The organism is Chlamydia suis (genome assembly GCF_900169085.1).
Taxonomy (GTDB): Bacteria; Chlamydiota; Chlamydiia; order Chlamydiales; family Chlamydiaceae; genus Chlamydia; species Chlamydia suis.
Genome location: NZ_LT821323.1, coordinates 390,204 through 408,721 on the forward strand (window position 1 = coordinate 390,204; position 18,518 = coordinate 408,721).

The window sequence follows — 18,518 nt, forward strand, 5'->3', positions numbered from 1 at the left end:
CAGAATACAACAGAAGATAAGCTCTGTCTAAACGCGAGCATAGTAACTTCAGAGACAGATTATTATCAAGCGTTCCTCTTAAAACTGCGCAACTTTACTAAAAAAATTAAAAAATAGCAAAACAGATCTACCGATGTCTGTAAACGACACGAGCTTTCGTCAAATCATAAGTAGACATTTCGACGGTCACGCGATCTCCAACCAGCAAGCGGATATTGCTCATACGCATTTTCCCACACAAATGTGCGGTAATAGGAACCCCGTTCTCTAGCATTACCCTAAAATGCATTCCGGGCAACAACTCTTCCACTCTACCTTCCAGAACGATCGTATCTTCTTTTTTTGCCATTCCCAAAAAAACCTAAAAAATATTCTATCTCTCGACTCCAGAATCAAAATAAAAATAGACTTAGACGACCACCAAAGCCGCCACGCCCGCCGTTCTCTGGAAACTCGAGAGAGCGATTATATTGACTAAACAGAAAATGTCAAACAACTTGTCAAAAAACAGAAAAAAAAGTATCCTGCAGTTCTTCTCACGCGCTTTCATCGCTATAGCAAACAATTTTTTAATCTGTTTACAAGCAAGAACCGGATCCTTTAAACTTGGCTCACTTAAACTCAGAACTCCCGCAACACCCCCTCTTTCCTTTTTCGAGAGAAAACTCTATCTTCTGTTTTAGAGAAATATTTTGAGATGTTCCAATCTCCTACCAGAAAATCCTTGCCTCAATTTTAAAAGTAGATAGGCCATGGTCAAAGCCGTTAACTTCTCGTTATCTTCTCTTGGCGACACGTTGCCCCCAACTTTTTCTAGAGGAGCGTCCTATAGCACTTCCTTCAAGGCTCCAAGAATACCCGGGTCTTTTTCTCCTGTTGCTCTATCAACTCTTACTCCAGAGTCCACTCAAAGCAAAAGCCGGGCACGCGCCGTAGCGAATACTATTGGAGATTTCTTACAAAGAAACTGGAAACACTTGCTTCTGTATATTCTTGCCTGGTCTCTTATTTTAATCTGCCACAGCTCCGTGGCTGTTGTTTTAAGCATTTGGTTGGGAATCGGTTTTGGAGCAGGCGTGATCTTTGGCATAATTTCTGCCAATTTCCTGGACAAGCAAAACAAATATCCCCAACTAAACAGCTTATGGAACATTACAAACCACGGGCTGCAACAACTGGATGCCAATGGAACAAGACAAGTTCTTCTTGCCACGATCATCGCATCTATTTCAGCGCTTATCTATGCTTCTCCTCAGGCAATAGGTTTTATTATAGGAGCTTTCTTGGGGAACCAAACAAGCACTATAGCAATTTATAGCCGCCGCTTCCAATCGGGGCCAGGGTATATAGCTGACCAGAAGCTTTTCGAGAAACAGGAAAAGCAGATTCGACAAGCCATTGCACAGTGCCGCCTGGTTCGCAACCAAATGATTCTGCAACAACGCTTAGATTGGTTACAAAAACGCTGTTCCCGCTCCCACGTTGCGTCAACAAAAACCATTACCATCCGCCCCCTCACCGGCCGCATTTCTTTACCTGAGGACTTAGAAGATGAAATCGCACATCAAAAACCGAAAACAGCGATCGCTTGTCTCGATAATAAAATTTCTCAACTAAACCAAATGCTTGTACAACTTTACGACAGTCCTACACGAGTTATTGAACAATGACACACAACACTTTTCCCGAACATAAAACTTGCCTAGAAAAACAAGAAAGAGCGCTAGCTCTTCTTTTCCCTAAAGATTTCGTTAAAGATACTTTTTACAAACAACTGATGCAAATTGGTCGCTCAGCAAAGCCTTTCCCAAAAGAATTTTTAACAAAAGAACATTTAGTTTTAGGCTGCCAAAGCGACCTCTATCTTCATAGTGAATTCAGGGACAACGCTCTATTTTTTTTCACTTACACCGAAGCTCTGATCTCTTCCGGTATTGCAGTACTGTTTTCTACCATTTATTCTGGAGAAACCCCTGAAACCATTCTGACCTGCAAGCCTCTGTTTTTTGAAAAATTAAGCAAGCATTTGTCTATGGGAAGGTCTCGTGGAGGAGAATCCCTTTTTCTCAGCATGCAACGCATAGCCGTTCAACATCTAGCTCAAAAAAGCGATTAGCTAAAAGTCCCCTAATCCAGCAAATCTCCCCGCCCACCATATAAACTTTAATTGCCTCGACGAGCATTTCTTGTGAGCCGGAACGCTGTGTATAAAAAGTATAACAACATAACCCCACACCATATCATACGCACTGTATTCAAAACTCGAGCAATACTGTCTGACTCCACATTATTTCCTGAAGGGAAGATGTCCCTCACCGTGCTATTCCCAGAACATCCGGCCGTTGTGTTAGCCACACTCACAACGCTCGACATGTTTTGCAATGCAGTCGTATTGTTACAAGGAACGGTCCTACATTCCTCTGGCAGTCTTAAGCTAAATCCGTCCACCCCGATAAACATAAGCTGTACCAGAGCGCCACACACAACAGATATAAGCTCCACTGACGTCCCTACTGCAGCATGTTGCCTAGAATCGTATCTGTCATTCCGCCTTGCTCTGACTAAGGTTCTGTCTTGACCACTGGATCTAGAAAGCCTATCCCTCTCTTCCCTATACAAAACAGGGGTTGTTAATCGCATCCCCAGTCCTACCGCTCTGTCCCACAAGGAGGGAAAATACCGTGCAGCACAATCCAACAGCAGCACTGGCGTGAGCGTAAACTCCTTCCATAGTAGCATGTTCCTTACACAGGATGTCCCCTGAGTATTTTGAATCACTAAATTGAGCGTAACTCCATAGTCACCGCTTAATTCAACAACCCCCATTAACCAACCCCAAGACGAAAATAGTCTTGCCATCATCCGCAACCAACGCAAACGCTGCGCCCTATCAGGACTATTTGTACACAGTAGAAAAATTTCCGCAGAAACACCTGCAACATAAGAAGCCGTATACCCCGCATCCAACATGTTCAAAACAGAAGGCGTGTACGCAACTGCAGCTTTTACCGAAGTTATCGAGTGTCTGAATAGCGTAGTCAGCAAAAGAATCAATCTTACATAAGGGATTGGGAAGGGGTTCCCAGAACGCACTGAAGAAGTCATCTCCTGGCTCAAGACGGATTGCAAACGAGCAAACGCATAACTTTCCTCCGAAGAAACCACTCGGACAAGCTGTAAACGCGAAGAGTCTGAAGAATCACTGACAGGAGAACTCTCTGTCGATAACGAGGTTAAACCCGTAAGACACAAGAGCTCCATTCGCAACGCAACTTCAAAGCAAGAATCCCAGACTGCAGGAACAAAATCCTGCGTGTAAGGAGAGAAAGGAATTTTTGAAATACACCCCGCCCGCTTAGCATCTAAAAAACCGCTAAGATCTAACAATCTTTGATAACTACAAGGACTTAAATAAAAATGTCTATTAGGAGCTGAGGCAACAAAAAACGAAGGATCTAGCCCCACAACTCGAATACGATCAATCCAATCCTGACAAGAAAGAAGCTGAAGCGCTCGATCTACAAAAAGCCCTCCATCACCATTATAAATCTGAAGAAAACTACCAGACCCGCTTCTTTGAAAAAACCTACTCCAGGCTCTTAATAAAGCCCTTACCGTTGGGTGATTCTCAGGAATCGAAGAACATTGCGATAATCCTAATCCTCTAGAAAGCAGCCAACAAGCCCTTCCTCCTGAATTGGGGATCGCCGTCACTGGCCGACAAAGTATTTCACTCAACCGAATACTATCACCCCAAACACTGCGGTTAGTTAAGCCACTCGAATTCACATAGGCCACTTCCACAGCTGATTGCAAATCCTCATCATCTTCATCACTAAAATCGCAAACACGAACTCCGCAGACTCTGTCATCCTCAGAACTAGAAGCTATGGATAAAGACTCTAAGGAAGAAGACTGCCCTCCCCCACCAATCAGATTATCCACCTGTTCTGCTGTAGACTGCGCAGGAGAAGTTGTGGACAAACTCTCTGTTGAAGAACTGAAACTACCAGACTCCGTTTCACTCTCTTCTTCTATAGTCAGATTACAACACAAATTCCTATTATCATTTGAACATGGACTAGACATAATGATTCCCCTTAAAACGCCCCCCTGGGATTTTCAAAAAATTTCTAGAGCTCTACCAAGTCTTTAGACATTGCAGAGCTTATGATTGAGCCCAAAAAAAAAGCTCTTTGCCAGACCTAGAGGTCCAACAAAGAGCTTTTCTATATCATCCACAAACTACTACTCTAAGCTCTGTTCCAACCTCCGTTTATTGTACGTCCGTAGACAAACGAGACCAAACACGCAGGAATGGTATGCATGCATTGCGAAGAAAAAATAATTTGCGAATAAACGCGTCCGCAAGAGCACTTCTGCGCTCTCACCCTTGGAGCCAAAGTAGTATCACTTTTTAAACCTAACGCGTTCATTTTCCAGATTTTTTGATATTAAATGCGGAAATTTTATCCTTTTTAAAGAAAAACCGCAAGTGCTTCTTGCTCACAAAAACATTGACTATCAACGCCCTCCCCGGCGAGCTTCTCGTACCAATCGGAAGGCGGCGTACAGAAAATATAACAACAACACCCCTACCCAAATCATACGAATAGTCGCAGCAACGGCAGCGACCCCTCCATCCCTCACATCTTGCGCATAACTTCCTATGATAGGAGGGAAAATAGGTCTGGGCCTTGTTGAATTGTCAGAACACACAGCGGTCTGATTAGGGACTATCGTCGTTACATTCGAGCTAGGCAATGCCAAGGCTGTCGCGTTTGTGCAAGGTTGAGACCGACAGTGCTCTGGCAAACCCAGCCCCCAGAAATCTACCCCTTCAAACATTAAAAGGATAATCGAATCAGCTAACATCGCTATTAACTCCGCAGACAACAAAACAGCTCGATACTGCCGATTAGAAAATCTTCTTCTTCGACTCTCCTGCTGAAGAGGTATTAACGCAGATGCAGACTCTATTTCCTGCTCTTCCCTATACATGGCCGGAGTTGTTAATCGCATTCCCAAGTTTTGAATCCGTCCCCAAATACTAGGAAAATACCACTGAGACAGCTCTATCGCCGTTACAGATCCCACTGTTACAGTAAACCACATAAGCAACTGTATTTGGCAAGGACTATCAGAACCTCGTATCAGCAGCGAAACGCTTAAAATGCCGCTATACACTAACTCCATAACCCCCGCTGCCCATCCATTGGCAGATAATAGTCTCGCAAGCATTCGTAATAAACGGGTACGTTCCGCTGTTCGCGGTTCATTCGTACAAAGCAAAAAGATTTCTCCTACGGTTTCTCCCGCGTATGCAGCAAGAAATGCGGAATCTAAAACGTTCCCGATAGAAAGTCCATCGTATTGATAGGCGGTTTTTATAGAAGTAATGGCATGACGAACCAACGTGTGTACAAGAAAGATCATTCGAAGAGAAGGAATAGGGAAGGCATTCCCTGATCGAACAGAAGACGTTGTATCCGCTCGTAAAACAGCCTCTAAACGAGAAAAAGCCAAACTTCTTTCAGAATCTACTATTCGAATTAGCCGTGCATCAAAGTGTCGGATCTCTTGATTTAATACATTCTCTCGCGAAGAAAAGTCAAACGAAGCAATCCCTGCTAAATGCATAAATTCAAAACGCAAAGCACATTCATAACAAGCATCCCAAACCTCAGGAACGATACTTTGCGTATAAGGAGAAAAAGGCACAACTGACACTCTATTGGCGATTCTGGCTTGCATCAGACCACTAACGTCTAATAGCCTACTCAAGCTGCCAGATGTCATATAAAAATGGACATTGTGTGTAGATCGAACGAAAAATGAAGGATCGATCCCCACAACTCGAATACGACTCAACCACTCCCGACAAGAAAGAAGCTGAAGCGCTCGCTCTACAAAAAGCCCTCCATCTCCGTTATAAATCTGAAGGAAAACCTCTCCTGCTCCCTGAAAAAACCTGCTCCAAGTCCTAAGCAAAGCCTGAACGGTAGGATGACTCTCAGGAATCGAACTGCATTGCGACAATCCCAGCCCCCTAGAGAGCAACCAACACGACCATCCCCCGGAATTAGGAGTAGCGAAGACGGGCTGGCAAAGCATCTCACTCAACCTAAAAGCGTCCCTCCAAGCACTATTTCTTGTAAGCCCACTACTATTTACATAGCCTACGCCAGCCCATTCCAATCTTGGAGCTTCTTCCTCCTCCTCATCATCATACTCACAGACTCGCACACCACTAGCCAGATCTTCCGAAGAAAGAGCTACTTGCATCTCCAAACTAGATACGGAAGTTGTTGAGGATACCGTCCTTAAAGAAGATCGGGTATCCCCCTCCCCAGTTCCGAGAACAGCTGAGTTAACTCTAAGCGCAGTAGTTTGCGCAGCATTCAAATCAGTCTCTTGGGAAAAAGATGCATCACTCTCTTCGGAATCCGAGGAAGTTTCTCCTATGTATATAACGCGATCTGTAGAATTGCTGCCATTTCCGCAATTATTCGAAGCCGGGAACGCCATACTACCCTATCAATACATGAGATCCGAACACAAAACGACTCACCTGCTTCCACAACAGGAGAGCTCTTGCCAGTTATCAAAAATTGTGGTCGAAAAAGGTATTAGAAGATTTTTTTAGAGCGCAAGGAGAACAACTTCATAGGACCAGAGGTCTAACAAAGGTTTTTTTTGACTTTGTAATACTTACTAAACCTTTCCCGACCCCGGGCCCTACCTTAGATATTGCACGAACTTAGTGTAGCGATTCTTCATAGCTAAGCGGAAACACCTACCCCAAGCCGCCACAAAACGCTTCAAGACTTCCGCAGAAAAAAACCGGGAACACAACACGCCGCCAAGAGTACTAACCGCTTCTCCATCCAAAGATGGCAAAAAACTGCTGTCCAAAACGACGGTATTCATTATCACAATAAATAAAAGAGAAGTGTTTAGCATGGTATCGGTTTCTAAAAAAAGGCGCAATGAGAAAACCTAAAAAATGTATAAATAATTATCCATTTGAAGGCTTTCTCTCTTGTCAAACATTAACCGCCTATGATAAGCTTCATTTCTCCTATCACGGGGCAATAGCTCAGCGGTTAGAGCTGCGGACTCATAACCCGTAGGTCCCTGGTTCAAATCCAGGTTGCCCCAATCCTTTTGCACATTTATAAACCGTTGCAGCTGATACTTTCCCGGCCTAGTCTTGTTGAAAAATCCGTTTACATCCAGTCTGCATGTGAAACTTGTTAGGAAATTTCTATTAAATCACCCAGATGTAAGACTAGGTGTATATCACCCAATGGAATTTTTATTTTTCAGACAATGCATTTAACATGCGTCGGAGCAGATTCTACCAAAAGAACGTATCACAACTAAAGAACGCCAGAGTATTCTCGAGACTATGATAGCAAGGATCCTAGTGGAAGTTCAGCTTCATCAATTAATCCAGATTGAAGCCCTCTTAAAATAAGGATTTCATATGCACACATTTTAGAATTTCTACCAAGCTTCTTCACGAACTCTCCATACAAAACCTAGCTCCTCCAGCCTCGCTATCTTATCTTCTGCTAGCTTACCTTCCTTAAAATCCGCTCTTTGAGTACTTACCCACGACGCAAGCTGAGGATTTTGAGGATACCTCTGGGGAACTTTACAATGACCACGCTCTCCTTGGAAGCGTTTCAACTCCAGAAAATTCTCCTCCCATCCTTCTTCAAGAACATCCCATACAAAACCTATCTCCTCCAACCTCTCTATCTTATCTTCGGAAAGCTTGCCTTTCTTAAAGGCATATCTTTGGGTACCTACCCAAGACCCAAGATCAGGATTTTGAGGATACCCCCTAGGAACTTTACAATGACCATGCTCTTCTTGGAAGCGTTTCAACTCCAGAAAATTCTTCTCCCATTCTTCTTCAAGAACATCCCATACAAAACCTATCTCCTCCAGCCTCGCTATCCTATCTTCTGATAGCTTGCCTTCCTTAAAATCCACTCTTTGATTACTTACCCAAGACCCAAGATCAGGATTTTGAGGATACCTCTGGGGAACTTTACAGTGACCATGCTCTTCTTGGAAGCGTTTCAACTCCAGAAAATTCTTCTCCCACGCTTCTTCAGTAACATCCCATACAAAACCTATCTCCTCCAGCCTCGCTATCCTACCTTCGGAAAGCTTGCCTTTCTTAAAATTTTTTCTTTGTACGCTTACCCAAGACCCAAGATCAGGATTTTCAGGATACCTATGAGGAACTTTACAATGACCATGCTCTTCTCGGAAGCGTTGCAATTCCAGAAAATTCTTCTCCCACACTTCTTCAAAAACATCCCATACAAAACCTAGCTCTTCCAGCCTCGCTATCCGATCTTCCGATAGATCTCCTTTCTTAAAATCCACTCTTTGATTACTTACCCATGACGCAAGCTGAGGATTTTGAGGATACCTCTGAGGAACTTTACAGTGACCATGCTCTTCTCGGAAGCGTTGCAATTCCAGAAAATTCTCCTCCCACGCTTCTTTAAGAACTCTCCATACAAAACCTATCTCCTCCAGCCTCGCTATCCGATCTTCCGATAGATCTCCTTTCTTAAATTTTTCTCTTTGCACACATACCCAAACACCTAAGGAAGGATTTTGAGGACAGACACTAGGAACATTACAATGACCATGCTCTTCTTGGAAGCGTTTCAACTCCAGAAAATTCTTCTCCCATGATTCTTCAGTAACATCCCATACAAAACCTATCTCCTCCAACCTCTCTACCTTATCTTCGGAAAGCTTGCCTTTCTTAAAGGCATATCTTTGGGTACTTACCCAAACACCTAAGGAAGGATTTTGAGGATGCCTATGAGGAACATTACAATGACCGTGTTCCTCTAGGAAGCGTTGCAATTCCAGAAAATTCTCTTCCCACACTTCTTTAAGAACATCCCATACAAAACCTATCTCCTCCAACCTCTCTATCTTATCTTCTGCTAACTTCGCTGACTTAAAATATTCTCTTTGATGTTTTACCCAAACACCCAAGGAAGGATTTTGAGGATAGACACTAGGAACATTACAATGACCTTGTTCCTCTCGGAAGCGTTTCAACTCCAGAAAATTCTCTTCCCACGCTTCTTCAGTAATATCCCATACAAAACCTAGCTCTTCCAGCCTCGCTATCCTATCTTCCGATAGATCTCCTTTCTTAAAATCCACTCTTTGCTTACTTACCCACGACGCAAGCTGAGGATTTTGAGGATACCTCTGGGGAACTTTACAATGGCCGTGTTCCTCTCGGAAGCGTTTCAACTCCAGAAAATTCTCTTCCCACGCTTCTTCAAGAACTCTCCATACAAAACCTATCTCCTCCAGCCTCGCTATCCTATCTTTTGCTAACTTACCTTTCTTAAAATTTTTTCTTTGATCACTTACCCACGACGCAAACTGAGGATTTTGAGGATATCCCTCAGGAACTTTACAGTGACCATGCTCTTCTTGGAAGCGTTTCAACTCCAGAAAATTCTCTTCCCACGCTTCTTCAAGAACATCCCATACAAAACCTATCTCTTCCAGCCTTGCTATCTTATCTTCTGAAAGCTTGCCTTTCTTAAAGACATATCTTTGGGTACTTACCCAAACACCTAAGGAAGGATTTTGAGGATGCCCCTTAGGAACTTTACAATGGCCGTGTTCCTCTAGGAAGTCTAATAAAGCTCCAAACTGTTCGCACCACCCATCAGATATTTGCTTAATTACCTTCCTATTAAAAATAGGTAATATTTTTGGAGTGAGGGAATTAGCAAATTCTGCACCATCTATAGGAAGGGCATCATTTAAGATAACCGTAACTTTATCTAAAAGTTTAGCAGGATTTTTAAGTCTGCCTCTTCCCATTTCTATACGTAAATTATCTAATTGCTCAGATACCATATCATCATGTGTCTTCAAGGCTTTGAGCACATTCCAAACAGGACTAAAACAAGAATCTTCAAAAGCTTGTTCGATATTATCTTCATCCATAAGATCGATATCGGCATCCAAGAGAACAGGTACTATTATGTAACCTTTTTCTTTGTTAGGAGCTTGTCTGATCGCCCTTCCGACAGCTTGAATAATCTCTATATGAGAACCTTTAGGATCCACAAAAGCGATCCCATTCAGAATAGGAAGATCAACTCCTTCTGATAAGCAATGCACATTCGCTATAACAGACACTTCTTTTGTAAGTTTAAAGTCTCTTAAAATATTGGCCCGGTGGCCATGAGTCATATAGCCAAAGATACAGCTAGTGTTTATTTTCTCAGGTCGTTGGTTTTGATCAATCTTCTCAAGAGCTGCTTCAAAGGTATCGGCAAACTTCTTGGCATCAGCCGTGCGACTATGATAGGAAATCGTGCGCTGAAGATGATATTGTTTCATAGTTTTAGCTATGAGAATCTGACTAGCAAGGGTTCTTGCATCATTTCCCTGATCGGAAATTTCCTCACCTATTCCTTCGCCTTGGACAAATGTTCCCTCTTCAGCATACTTACGATACTGGGCATGACTCATTAAAGGAATCACCACTTCATAGTCACAGAGTAAGTCTTTATCAATAGCTTGAGAGAAGGGAAGTTGGTAAAATAAAGGCCCAAATTTCTCATCATCATCCATTGAAATGATCTCAAACCCTTGATTTTTAGACCGAGTCTTTACCTCAGTAGAATAAATCCGTGGGGTAGCCGTCATGAACAATCTGCGCCGAGTTCTTAATCTATGGACAGTAGAAAAAGCGGTTTCTACTTTCCCTGCACAACGGTGCGCTTCATCTGCTAGAACAAGATCAAAGATTAAGTCCTTCTCTCTCTCGCAAGCTTCGAATAATTTAGGAGAAGACTGATACGTAGAAAAAATAATTTTTGGAACATCTGGTTCTTTTTTCAACAATTCCAGAATTCTTGTTGGATCCGTCGTTACTGGAAACCCCAGCTCAGAAACAGACATCCCCTCATCATCGAACTTTCTTTTTTTACCAACAGTATCGTCTGAGCAAACAAAAATGGGACGAAATGTGTAGAAATCAGAGTTATTCGCCCATTCACGAAACATCTGATCAACTAGCGCAATCGAAGGAACTAGAACAAGTGTGTACTTACATTGCAGTTTCTGAACGACCCATAATCCAACAAGAGATTTCCCTGTGCCACAAGCCATATAAATACGGCCTTTATCATGTGTCGCAAACCCCTCCTCAATAGCACAAATCGCTTCTTCTTGATAAAACCTAGGAGTTTTAAGTTGTGGTCTAAGCAGAGATATTCGGGAGTTTCTCCATCTATCGAATTCCTCCACTGTGAGATATTGTGAGCTAACATTTCCTTGGCTATTAATTTCGAACTTACAAGACATGCTGAGAGGCGCTGTATGAAGCAGCAACCGCAATGAAAAACGTGCTCGTAAAGATTCATCGACCTTGGCAGAAAAGGAGAGAAATGAGTCTATATCTCTCCGTTGAATACTGGATTGTGGGTCATAACATTTACACTGGATTGCCCAAAACTCTCCTGTATAAGTTTCTGCAACAAGATCGATACCACGGTCTTTTGTATCTTGTTGCAGATTAAGTTTCCGCTTGATCTCCATTGGACAATCTGCTTGAAGCCAAACTTCCTTTAACTCAAGTTTGTACTTAGGATCACATTCTAAAAGCCACTTACAATACTTCTCAAATTCCTTTCCCTGCTCCTGTACTGTAAGAATGGAAAAACTTTTATGACTCATAATTCTATATCATTAACGCAGAAACTCCATCATTTTGGGGAAATTTCGCTTAAAACCCTCCTTTCCCCGCTGCTTCAACGGTAGAGTTTTCGACTCAACTATTTTGACTATTAAACTATGGGGAAACGTAACTACTCTAAAGAAGTTTTACAGCCTATTCCCCCTATGTGATTGGCTATAAAGCCGAGGTTGGGGAAATGGTAGGGAAAACTAACGATTATCAGCAACTAAAGAGAAAGTTTGATACTCAGAAACTTATGAACAAGAAATAAAATAAAGAAAATTAGCTAGCGCATCCGAAAGATTTATATCAAATCAATAAAAAATAAATCGGATAAAATCAGCTCCTCTTGCAAGAAATCGAATATTACGCTTTGATCTACTCTACGAAATGAGTGCACAAGTTATTCAGGAATTCCATGCTTACAAATAAAGAAATTTCTACAGAATCCTCTCCTACTTGGTCTAATCTCCTCCCTTCTGAGACATCGAAACAATTTGTTTTTGGCAACTGGAAAATGAACAAAACTCTTTCCGAAGCTCAAGCTTTTTTCAAAAATTTTGTTTCTAATGAAATACTCTCTAATCCAAAAATCGTTACAGGGATTATACCCCCGTTCACAATTCTGTCTGCCTGTCAACAAATCATAAAGAATACCCCTATCCGTTTAGGAGCCCAAACTTTACACGAGGTGGATTCAGGAGCATTTACTGGGGAAATTTCGGCTCCAATGCTCAAAGATATCGGCGTCGATTTCGTCCTCATTGGGCATTCGGAAAGACGGCACGTCTTCCACGAACAAAATGAAGCTCTTGCAGAAAAACTCCTAGCATCTATTCGCAACCACATCGTTCCGGTTCTTTGCATCGGAGAAACCCTAGCAGAACAAGAGGCCGGAGCAACTCAAGATATTCTTTTAGAACAACTCACTGTAGGGTTATCTCTGCTTCCAGAAAAAGCCCCTTTCATTCTCGCTTACGAGCCTGTCTGGGCTATCGGCACAGGGAAAGTGGCAAATCCTGACCTCGTTCAAGAAACTCATGCTTTTTGCAGGAACGCCGTCAAAAATTTAGTGTCTAAAGACACTGCCGATCGCACTCCCATTCTTTACGGAGGATCTGTAAAAGCTGATAATGCTCATGCATTAACCCTCTGTCCAGATGTCAATGGTCTTCTAGTTGGAGGAGCTTCTTTATCTCCGGAGAGTTTTCTTGCTATTATACAACAGGTCGCTATCTCATAAATCTACTTACCTATGTCGATAACATCTCCTCCTGTAGAAGTTTCTGTTCTCACAGATTCCGTTAAGAATCTTCTGGAAAACCATTTCCTTCGCGTAGTGGTTAAAGGAGAACTCAGTAACGTCTCCTTGCAAACAAGCGGCCATCTCTATTTTGCAATTAAAGATAGCAAGGCCGTTCTCAATGGGGCCTTTTTTCATTTCCGAAGCAAACATTTTGATCGTAGGCCCAAAGACGGGGATTACGTAATTCTTCATGGCAAACTTACTGTTTATGCCCCACGAGGGCAGTATCAGATCGTAGCCTATGCGCTCACCTTTGCAGGAGAAGGAAATTTATTATTGCAATTTGAAGAACGTAAGCAACGCCTTGCCGCAGAAGGATATTTTGATCCCAAACGCAAACAACAGCTTCCCCCTGGAGCTCGAACCATAGGCGTTATCACGAGCCCCTCAGGAGCTGTAATTCAAGACATCTTACGAGTTCTTTCTCGGCGCTGTCATCAATTTCAAGTGATTCTATACCCGGTCACAGTGCAAGGCCCAACTGCAGCCCAAGAAATTGTTCGAGCGATCCAAGTACTTAATCAAGAAAACCTAGGCATTGACACGCTGATCATTGCCCGTGGAGGTGGAAGCATCGAAGATCTATGGGCTTTTAACGAAGAAATCCTAGTCAAAGCGGTTGCAGCAAGCGCGATTCCCATTATTTCTGCAGTTGGACACGAAACTGATTTCACCCTTTGTGACTTCGCCGCAGATGTTCGCGCTCCAACGCCCTCTGCAGCAGCGGAAATTGTGTGTAAAAGTAGCGAATACTATCATCAAGAGCTTCAAAATTTACTTCGCCACCTCTCCTCTCACGCAAGACAATTCCTTGCTGCAAAAAAAAATCTTCTCTCTCATTGGAGAAAAAATCTGGCTGCACCAGATTTCTATCATACAGCACAACAAACTCTAGATTACATCCACTTATCTATAAAAAGAACTATGGATGTTAAGCTTGCGCAGTATAAACAGCTTTTTGCTCAATACAAGCGCTGGCTAAAGAGCGATATTTTCATCCGCATAGAAAAACTTTTAGCCGATTTCAAACAGACTATCGACCTTTCTATCAAAAATAAACTTTATTCACACAAAAACTCCCTACATCAACTCTATACCTCTCGTTTTAAAAACGAACTCTCCCGTTTACAATACCACACTCAACACTCAAAACTGGTTTTAAGCCAGCTTTCCCGTAAACTACACTTGGCGATGGCCAATGCACAAGAAGCCAGGATGCAACAGCTTTCTCGCTCACAAGAGGAGCTTTCTTTCTCGATACAACAAGCTTTAAGCAAGGCTAGGGAACGCTGTCATGCTATACAAGAACAGGCCGCTTCCTTAAATCCAAAAAATGTTTTGAAACGGGGCTTTGCCCAGCTCTTTGACTTTAATAAACACTCTGTTATCATTTCGGCTGCGGCTCTTAAACAGAGAGATCTTGTACGCGTCCGCCTTCAAGATGGTGAGGCAATTTTATCAGTAAAAGAAGTTTGGCTAAACAATGACAAACAAGGCTAAAAATATAGAAAAAGTTCCTTTTGAAGACGCAATGAAACGCTTGGAAGAGATTACAGATCTCATGAACCAGCCGACAACGTCTTTAGAGACTTCACTAGCCCTATATGAAGAAGCCGATCAGTTAATGCGTATATGTGAATCCCGCATTCAAGAAGTCGAAGCTCGTATTAAGCAACTTTCCGATCAACGGAGCGAGTCATAGCCAGCTATGCAGGAAGCCTTCGTTCCCGACGCAAGTCCTTTAGATCAGATCATACAACGCCTTCTTGGCTTACAAGAGGAACTCGATGGCAGCCATTCTATGGAGGCCATCTTGGCTATCTATGAAGAGATGTTTTCTCTAATTCGCCAAGGCGAAATGCATTTAAATCGTATCGATCAGCAAAGTTTTCAACTACAATTAAACCCAGACGGTTCTATTGTTAAGGATTCTTCGGGACAACCCATCATGCAGCCCTTTATCGCAAGGGAGCCTGTATGATCTTTCCGTTTTTACAACGCATCAAATCTCCCCAAGAACTACGTTCTTTGTCTTTGGATCAACTCCACCTGTTATGCGATGAAATTCGTAACAAAATCCTCTCAGATCTTTCCTTAACAGGCGGCCATTTGGCTTCCAATTTGGGTGTAGTGGAACTCACTGTCGCTTTGCACTATGTCTTTAATTCTCCTGAGGATCGGTTCATTTTCGATGTCGGACACCAGGCTTATGTACATAAACTTCTAACAGGGCGCAATACAGAAGCTTTCTCCCACATACGGCATGATGATGGTCTAAGCGGATTTACAAGCCCTTTAGAATCTGATCACGACTTATTTTTCTCAGGCCACGCAGGGAACGCGCTCTCCTTAGCATTAGGGTTAGCCAAAGGATGTTCCAGGAATTCTTCACATATTCTTCCTATACTAGGAGATGCAGCATTTTCTTGCGGACTCACCCTAGAAGCTCTAAATAATGTTCCCTCCGATTTATCAAAATTTATTATCATTTTAAATGACAATCAAATGTCGATCTCTGAGAATGTCGGCAATATCCCCCAAGGGATCTCTCAATGGATCTATCCTCAAAAAATCAATAAAATATCTCAAAGAATTCATTCCTGGATTAAAAAAATTCCAGGTCTTTCTCGCTATAAAGACAAGCTAACGCAGAAAGCTAATATTGCTTTAAAATCCTTATCCCATCCCTTATTCGAACAATTCGGCATTCAGTATACAGGACCTATCGACGGACATAACATTAAAAAGCTCGTTTCAGCTCTACAAACAGCCAAAGACCTCCCCTGTCCTGTTCTTTTCCATGTATGCACGGTTAAGGGAAATGGTTTAGCAGAGGCTGAAAAAGACCCGGCTCGTTATCACGGAGTAAAAGCCTATTTTCAAGATCTAGCCTTCAAAAAAAAACCCTTAAGCTCTTCAGCAGCATCTCCCGTTTCTTTTCCCCAACGTGCGGGGAATATTTTATGTCGGTTGGGAGAAAAATATCCCCGCTTGCATGTGGTCACTCCTGCCATGTCCTTGGGGTCTTGTTTGGAAGATTTTCGTAAACAATTTCCGGATCGTTTCACAGATGTGGGAATAGCGGAAGGCCATGCTGTAACCTTTTCAGCAGGAATAGCTAGAAGTGGAGCTCCTGTAGTTTGTTCTATCTACTCCACATTTTTACACCGAGCTATGGACAATGTATTTCATGACGTCTGCATGCAAGAGCTTCCGGTAATTTTTGCTATCGATCGCGCGGGATTAGCTTTTCATGATGGGCGCAGCCATCACGGCATTTACGATTTGGGCTTCTTATGTGCCATGCCCAACATGGTGATTTGCCAGCCAAGAAACGCAATCCTGCTTGAGAGACTTTTCTTCTCCTCATTGCTTTGGGGATCGCCCTGCGCTATTCGATATCCTAACCTCCCAGCTAGTGAAGAAGCACCTGAATGCTCCTTCCCGTTTTCTCCTATTTTTCCTGGCAAAGCGGAAATTCTCTGTCAAGGAGACGATCTGCTACTTATCTCCCTTGGGCACATGTGTGATACTGCTTTAGCGGTCAAAGAACAGCTTCTTGACCACGGAATTTCCGCAACAGTCGTAGATCCCATTTTTATTAAACCTTTAGATCAAGAACTTTTGCTATCACTACTTTCCCTTCACTCAAAAGTAGTGGTTTTAGAAGAACATTCTATTCATGGGGGATTAGCTGCAGAATTTTCCCTGTTCTTAAACAAGCACAATCTCAAAGCTGATGTTCTCTCATTAGGCATTCCTGATTTGTTTATCCCACATGGAGATCCTGAAACTATTTTACAAACTGTCGGGTTGACTTGTGATCAAATTACCCAACACATTCTCGCATATTTCCATTTCTCGACACAAATTCCCATCGAACGCCTTTGTAAGGCCTAACTAGCCCCGCCACTAAATATTTTGTATAGTTGAAGGCTTCTTTTATTTCAGATATCCTAAGAAGATATTCCACTTACCAATATCGGAATCCCGTCTTATGATCGCTAGAACAAAAATTATTTGTACAATAGGCCCAGCAACAAATACCCCAGAAATGCTAGAAAAGCTTCTGGATGCCGGGATGAATGTAGCTCGCCTTAATTTCAGTCATGGGACCCATGAAAGCCACAGCCGCACCATCGCCATTCTCAAAGAATTACGCCAGAAAAGACAAGTGCCTTTAGCTATTATGCTGGACACAAAGGGACCAGAAATTCGTTTAGGCCAAGTAGAATCTCCGATAAAGGTCAGCCCCAAAGACCGCCTTACTCTCACAAATAAGGAAATCTTAGGATCTAAGGAAGCTGGAGTCACTCTTTACCCTAGTTGCGTGTTCCCATACATTAAAGAACAAGCTTCTGTTCTCATTGATGATGGATATATCCAAGCCGTTGTAGTTCATGCTCAGGAGAATTCGGTTGAGATAGAATTTCAAAATTCTGGGGAGATAAAATCTAACAAATCGCTCAGCATCAAAGACATCGACGTAGCCCTTCCTTTCATGACAGAGAAAGATATTGCCGATCTAAAATTTGGAGTCGAGCAAGAACTCGATCTCATCGCGGCCTCTTTTGTCCGATGCACCGAAGACATCGAAAGCATGCGCAAGGTCTTAGAAAACTTTGGGCGCCCTAATTTGCCAATCATTGCCAAAATCGAAAATCATTTAGGAGTACAAAATTTTCAGGAAATAGCTAAGGCCGCCGATGGAATTATGATTGCTCGTGGAGATCTTGGCATTGAACTGTCTATTGTCGAAGTCCCCGCTTTACAAAAATTTATGGCCCGCGCGTCCAGAGAAGCAGGTCGTTTTTGTATCACTGCAACGCAAATGCTCGAATCCATGATTCGGAATGCCCTTCCTACTCGAGCCGAAGTCTCCGATGTGGCCAATGCTATCTATGACGGAACCTCCGCTGTTATGTTATCAGGTGAAACAGCTTCAGGAGCCTATCCTATAGAGGCGGTCAAAACCATGCGATCCATTATCCAAGAAACGGAAAAAACTTTTGATTATCACGCCTTTTTTCAACTTAATGACAAAAATAGCGCCCTCAAGGTCTCTCCATATCTTGAAGCGATAGGCTTTTCTGGAATCCAAATTGCGGAAAAAGCTTCCGCTAAGGCGATTATTGTATACACTCAAACTGGGGGCTCCCCGATGTTTCTATCTAAGTACCGCCCTTATCTTCCTATTATCGCCGTTACCCCAAACCGCAATGTATATTATCGTTTAGCAGTAGAATGGGGCGTATATCCCATGTTGACTTTAGAATCCAACCGCACAGTTTGGCGCCACCAAGCTTGTGTCTATGGAGTAGAAAAAGGTATCCTTTCCAATTATGATAAAATTCTTGTTTTTAGCCGAGGAGCTGGAATGCAAGACACCAATAACCTTACTCTAACCACCGTAAATGATGTTTTGTCTCCTTTGCCAGAAGAAGTAACTCCATAAAT

12 protein-coding genes and 1 tRNA gene are annotated in these 18,518 nt (G+C 42.6%); 9 read left to right on the forward strand and 4 right to left on the reverse strand.

Going from position 1 to position 18,518, the window contains the following annotated elements:
* Window positions 1–127: 127 nt before the first annotated feature.
* Complete coding sequence (gene infA / locus B6E89_RS01760) at window positions 128–349, reverse strand: translation initiation factor IF-1 (RefSeq protein WP_009871670.1); 222 nt, start codon at window positions 347–349, stop codon at window positions 128–130.
* Window positions 350–752: 403 nt separating this feature from the next.
* Here infA and B6E89_RS01765 point away from each other — a divergent pair, with 403 nt between their 5' ends.
* Together B6E89_RS01765 and B6E89_RS01770 are read left to right on the forward strand one after the other, a co-directional pair.
* Window positions 753–1,670 (forward strand): hypothetical protein, encoded by a 918-nt coding sequence (locus B6E89_RS01765; protein WP_080126615.1) that lies wholly within the window; start codon window positions 753–755, stop codon window positions 1,668–1,670.
* Window positions 1,667–2,116, forward strand: a complete 450-nt coding sequence (locus tag B6E89_RS01770; RefSeq protein ID WP_035406213.1) for a SufE family protein — start codon at window positions 1,667–1,669, stop codon at window positions 2,114–2,116. Before B6E89_RS01765 ends, B6E89_RS01770 begins: the two co-directional genes overlap by 4 nt.
* A 47-nt stretch (window positions 2,117–2,163) precedes the next feature.
* Here the strand turns inward: B6E89_RS01770 and B6E89_RS01775 are convergent, their stop codons facing one another.
* Both B6E89_RS01775 and B6E89_RS01780 read right to left on the reverse strand, forming a co-directional pair.
* On the reverse strand, window positions 2,164–4,089 hold the full coding sequence (locus tag B6E89_RS01775) for a DUF687 family protein (protein ID WP_080132989.1): 1,926 nt from the start codon (window positions 4,087–4,089) through the stop codon (window positions 2,164–2,166).
* A 435-nt stretch (window positions 4,090–4,524) separates the two neighbouring features.
* The gene (locus B6E89_RS01780) at window positions 4,525–6,528 is read right to left on the reverse strand and encodes a DUF687 family protein (RefSeq protein ID WP_099156067.1); all 2,004 of its coding nucleotides are present in this window, start codon (window positions 6,526–6,528) and stop codon (window positions 4,525–4,527) included.
* Between the two features lie 560 nt (window positions 6,529–7,088).
* Here B6E89_RS01780 and B6E89_RS01785 point away from each other — a divergent pair.
* Window positions 7,089–7,161 (forward strand) — tRNA-Ile (locus tag B6E89_RS01785).
* Window positions 7,162–7,509: 348 nt separating this feature from the next.
* On the opposite strand, the gene B6E89_RS01790 is transcribed toward B6E89_RS01785, so the two are convergent.
* Entirely contained in the window at window positions 7,510–11,754 is a 4,245-nt protein-coding gene (locus tag B6E89_RS01790) for a DEAD/DEAH box helicase (protein ID WP_080132990.1), read from the reverse strand.
* A 419-nt stretch (window positions 11,755–12,173) separates the two neighbouring features.
* Here B6E89_RS01790 and tpiA point away from each other — a divergent pair, with 419 nt between their 5' ends.
* The 6 genes from tpiA (at window position 12,174) to pyk (ending at window position 18,516) form a co-directional block, all read left to right on the forward strand.
* Window positions 12,174–12,998 carry a triose-phosphate isomerase gene (gene tpiA / locus B6E89_RS01795; protein ID WP_080132991.1) on the forward strand — a complete coding sequence of 275 codons (825 nt, stop codon included), beginning with the start codon at window positions 12,174–12,176 and terminating at the stop codon, window positions 12,996–12,998.
* 12 nt (window positions 12,999–13,010) lie between these two features.
* The gene (xseA, locus tag B6E89_RS01800) at window positions 13,011–14,561 is read left to right on the forward strand and encodes an exodeoxyribonuclease VII large subunit (protein ID WP_080132992.1); all 1,551 of its coding nucleotides are present in this window, start codon (window positions 13,011–13,013) and stop codon (window positions 14,559–14,561) included.
* Entirely contained in the window at window positions 14,545–14,763 is a 219-nt protein-coding gene (locus B6E89_RS01805; RefSeq protein ID WP_080121415.1) for an exodeoxyribonuclease VII small subunit, read from the forward strand. Before xseA ends, B6E89_RS01805 begins: the two co-directional genes overlap by 17 nt.
* 6 nt (window positions 14,764–14,769) lie before the next feature.
* A complete protein-coding gene (locus B6E89_RS01810) occupies window positions 14,770–15,042 on the forward strand; it encodes a hypothetical protein (RefSeq protein ID WP_080121416.1) in 273 nt (90 codons plus the stop codon).
* Complete coding sequence (locus B6E89_RS01815) at window positions 15,039–16,961, forward strand: 1-deoxy-D-xylulose-5-phosphate synthase (protein WP_080132993.1); 1,923 nt, start codon at window positions 15,039–15,041, stop codon at window positions 16,959–16,961. Before B6E89_RS01810 ends, B6E89_RS01815 begins: the two co-directional genes overlap by 4 nt.
* A 97-nt stretch (window positions 16,962–17,058) precedes the next feature.
* Window positions 17,059–18,516 carry a pyruvate kinase gene (gene pyk / locus B6E89_RS01820; RefSeq protein ID WP_080123762.1) on the forward strand — a complete coding sequence of 486 codons (1,458 nt, stop codon included), beginning with the start codon at window positions 17,059–17,061 and terminating at the stop codon, window positions 18,514–18,516.
* The last annotated feature ends 2 nt before the right edge of the window (window positions 18,517–18,518 follow it).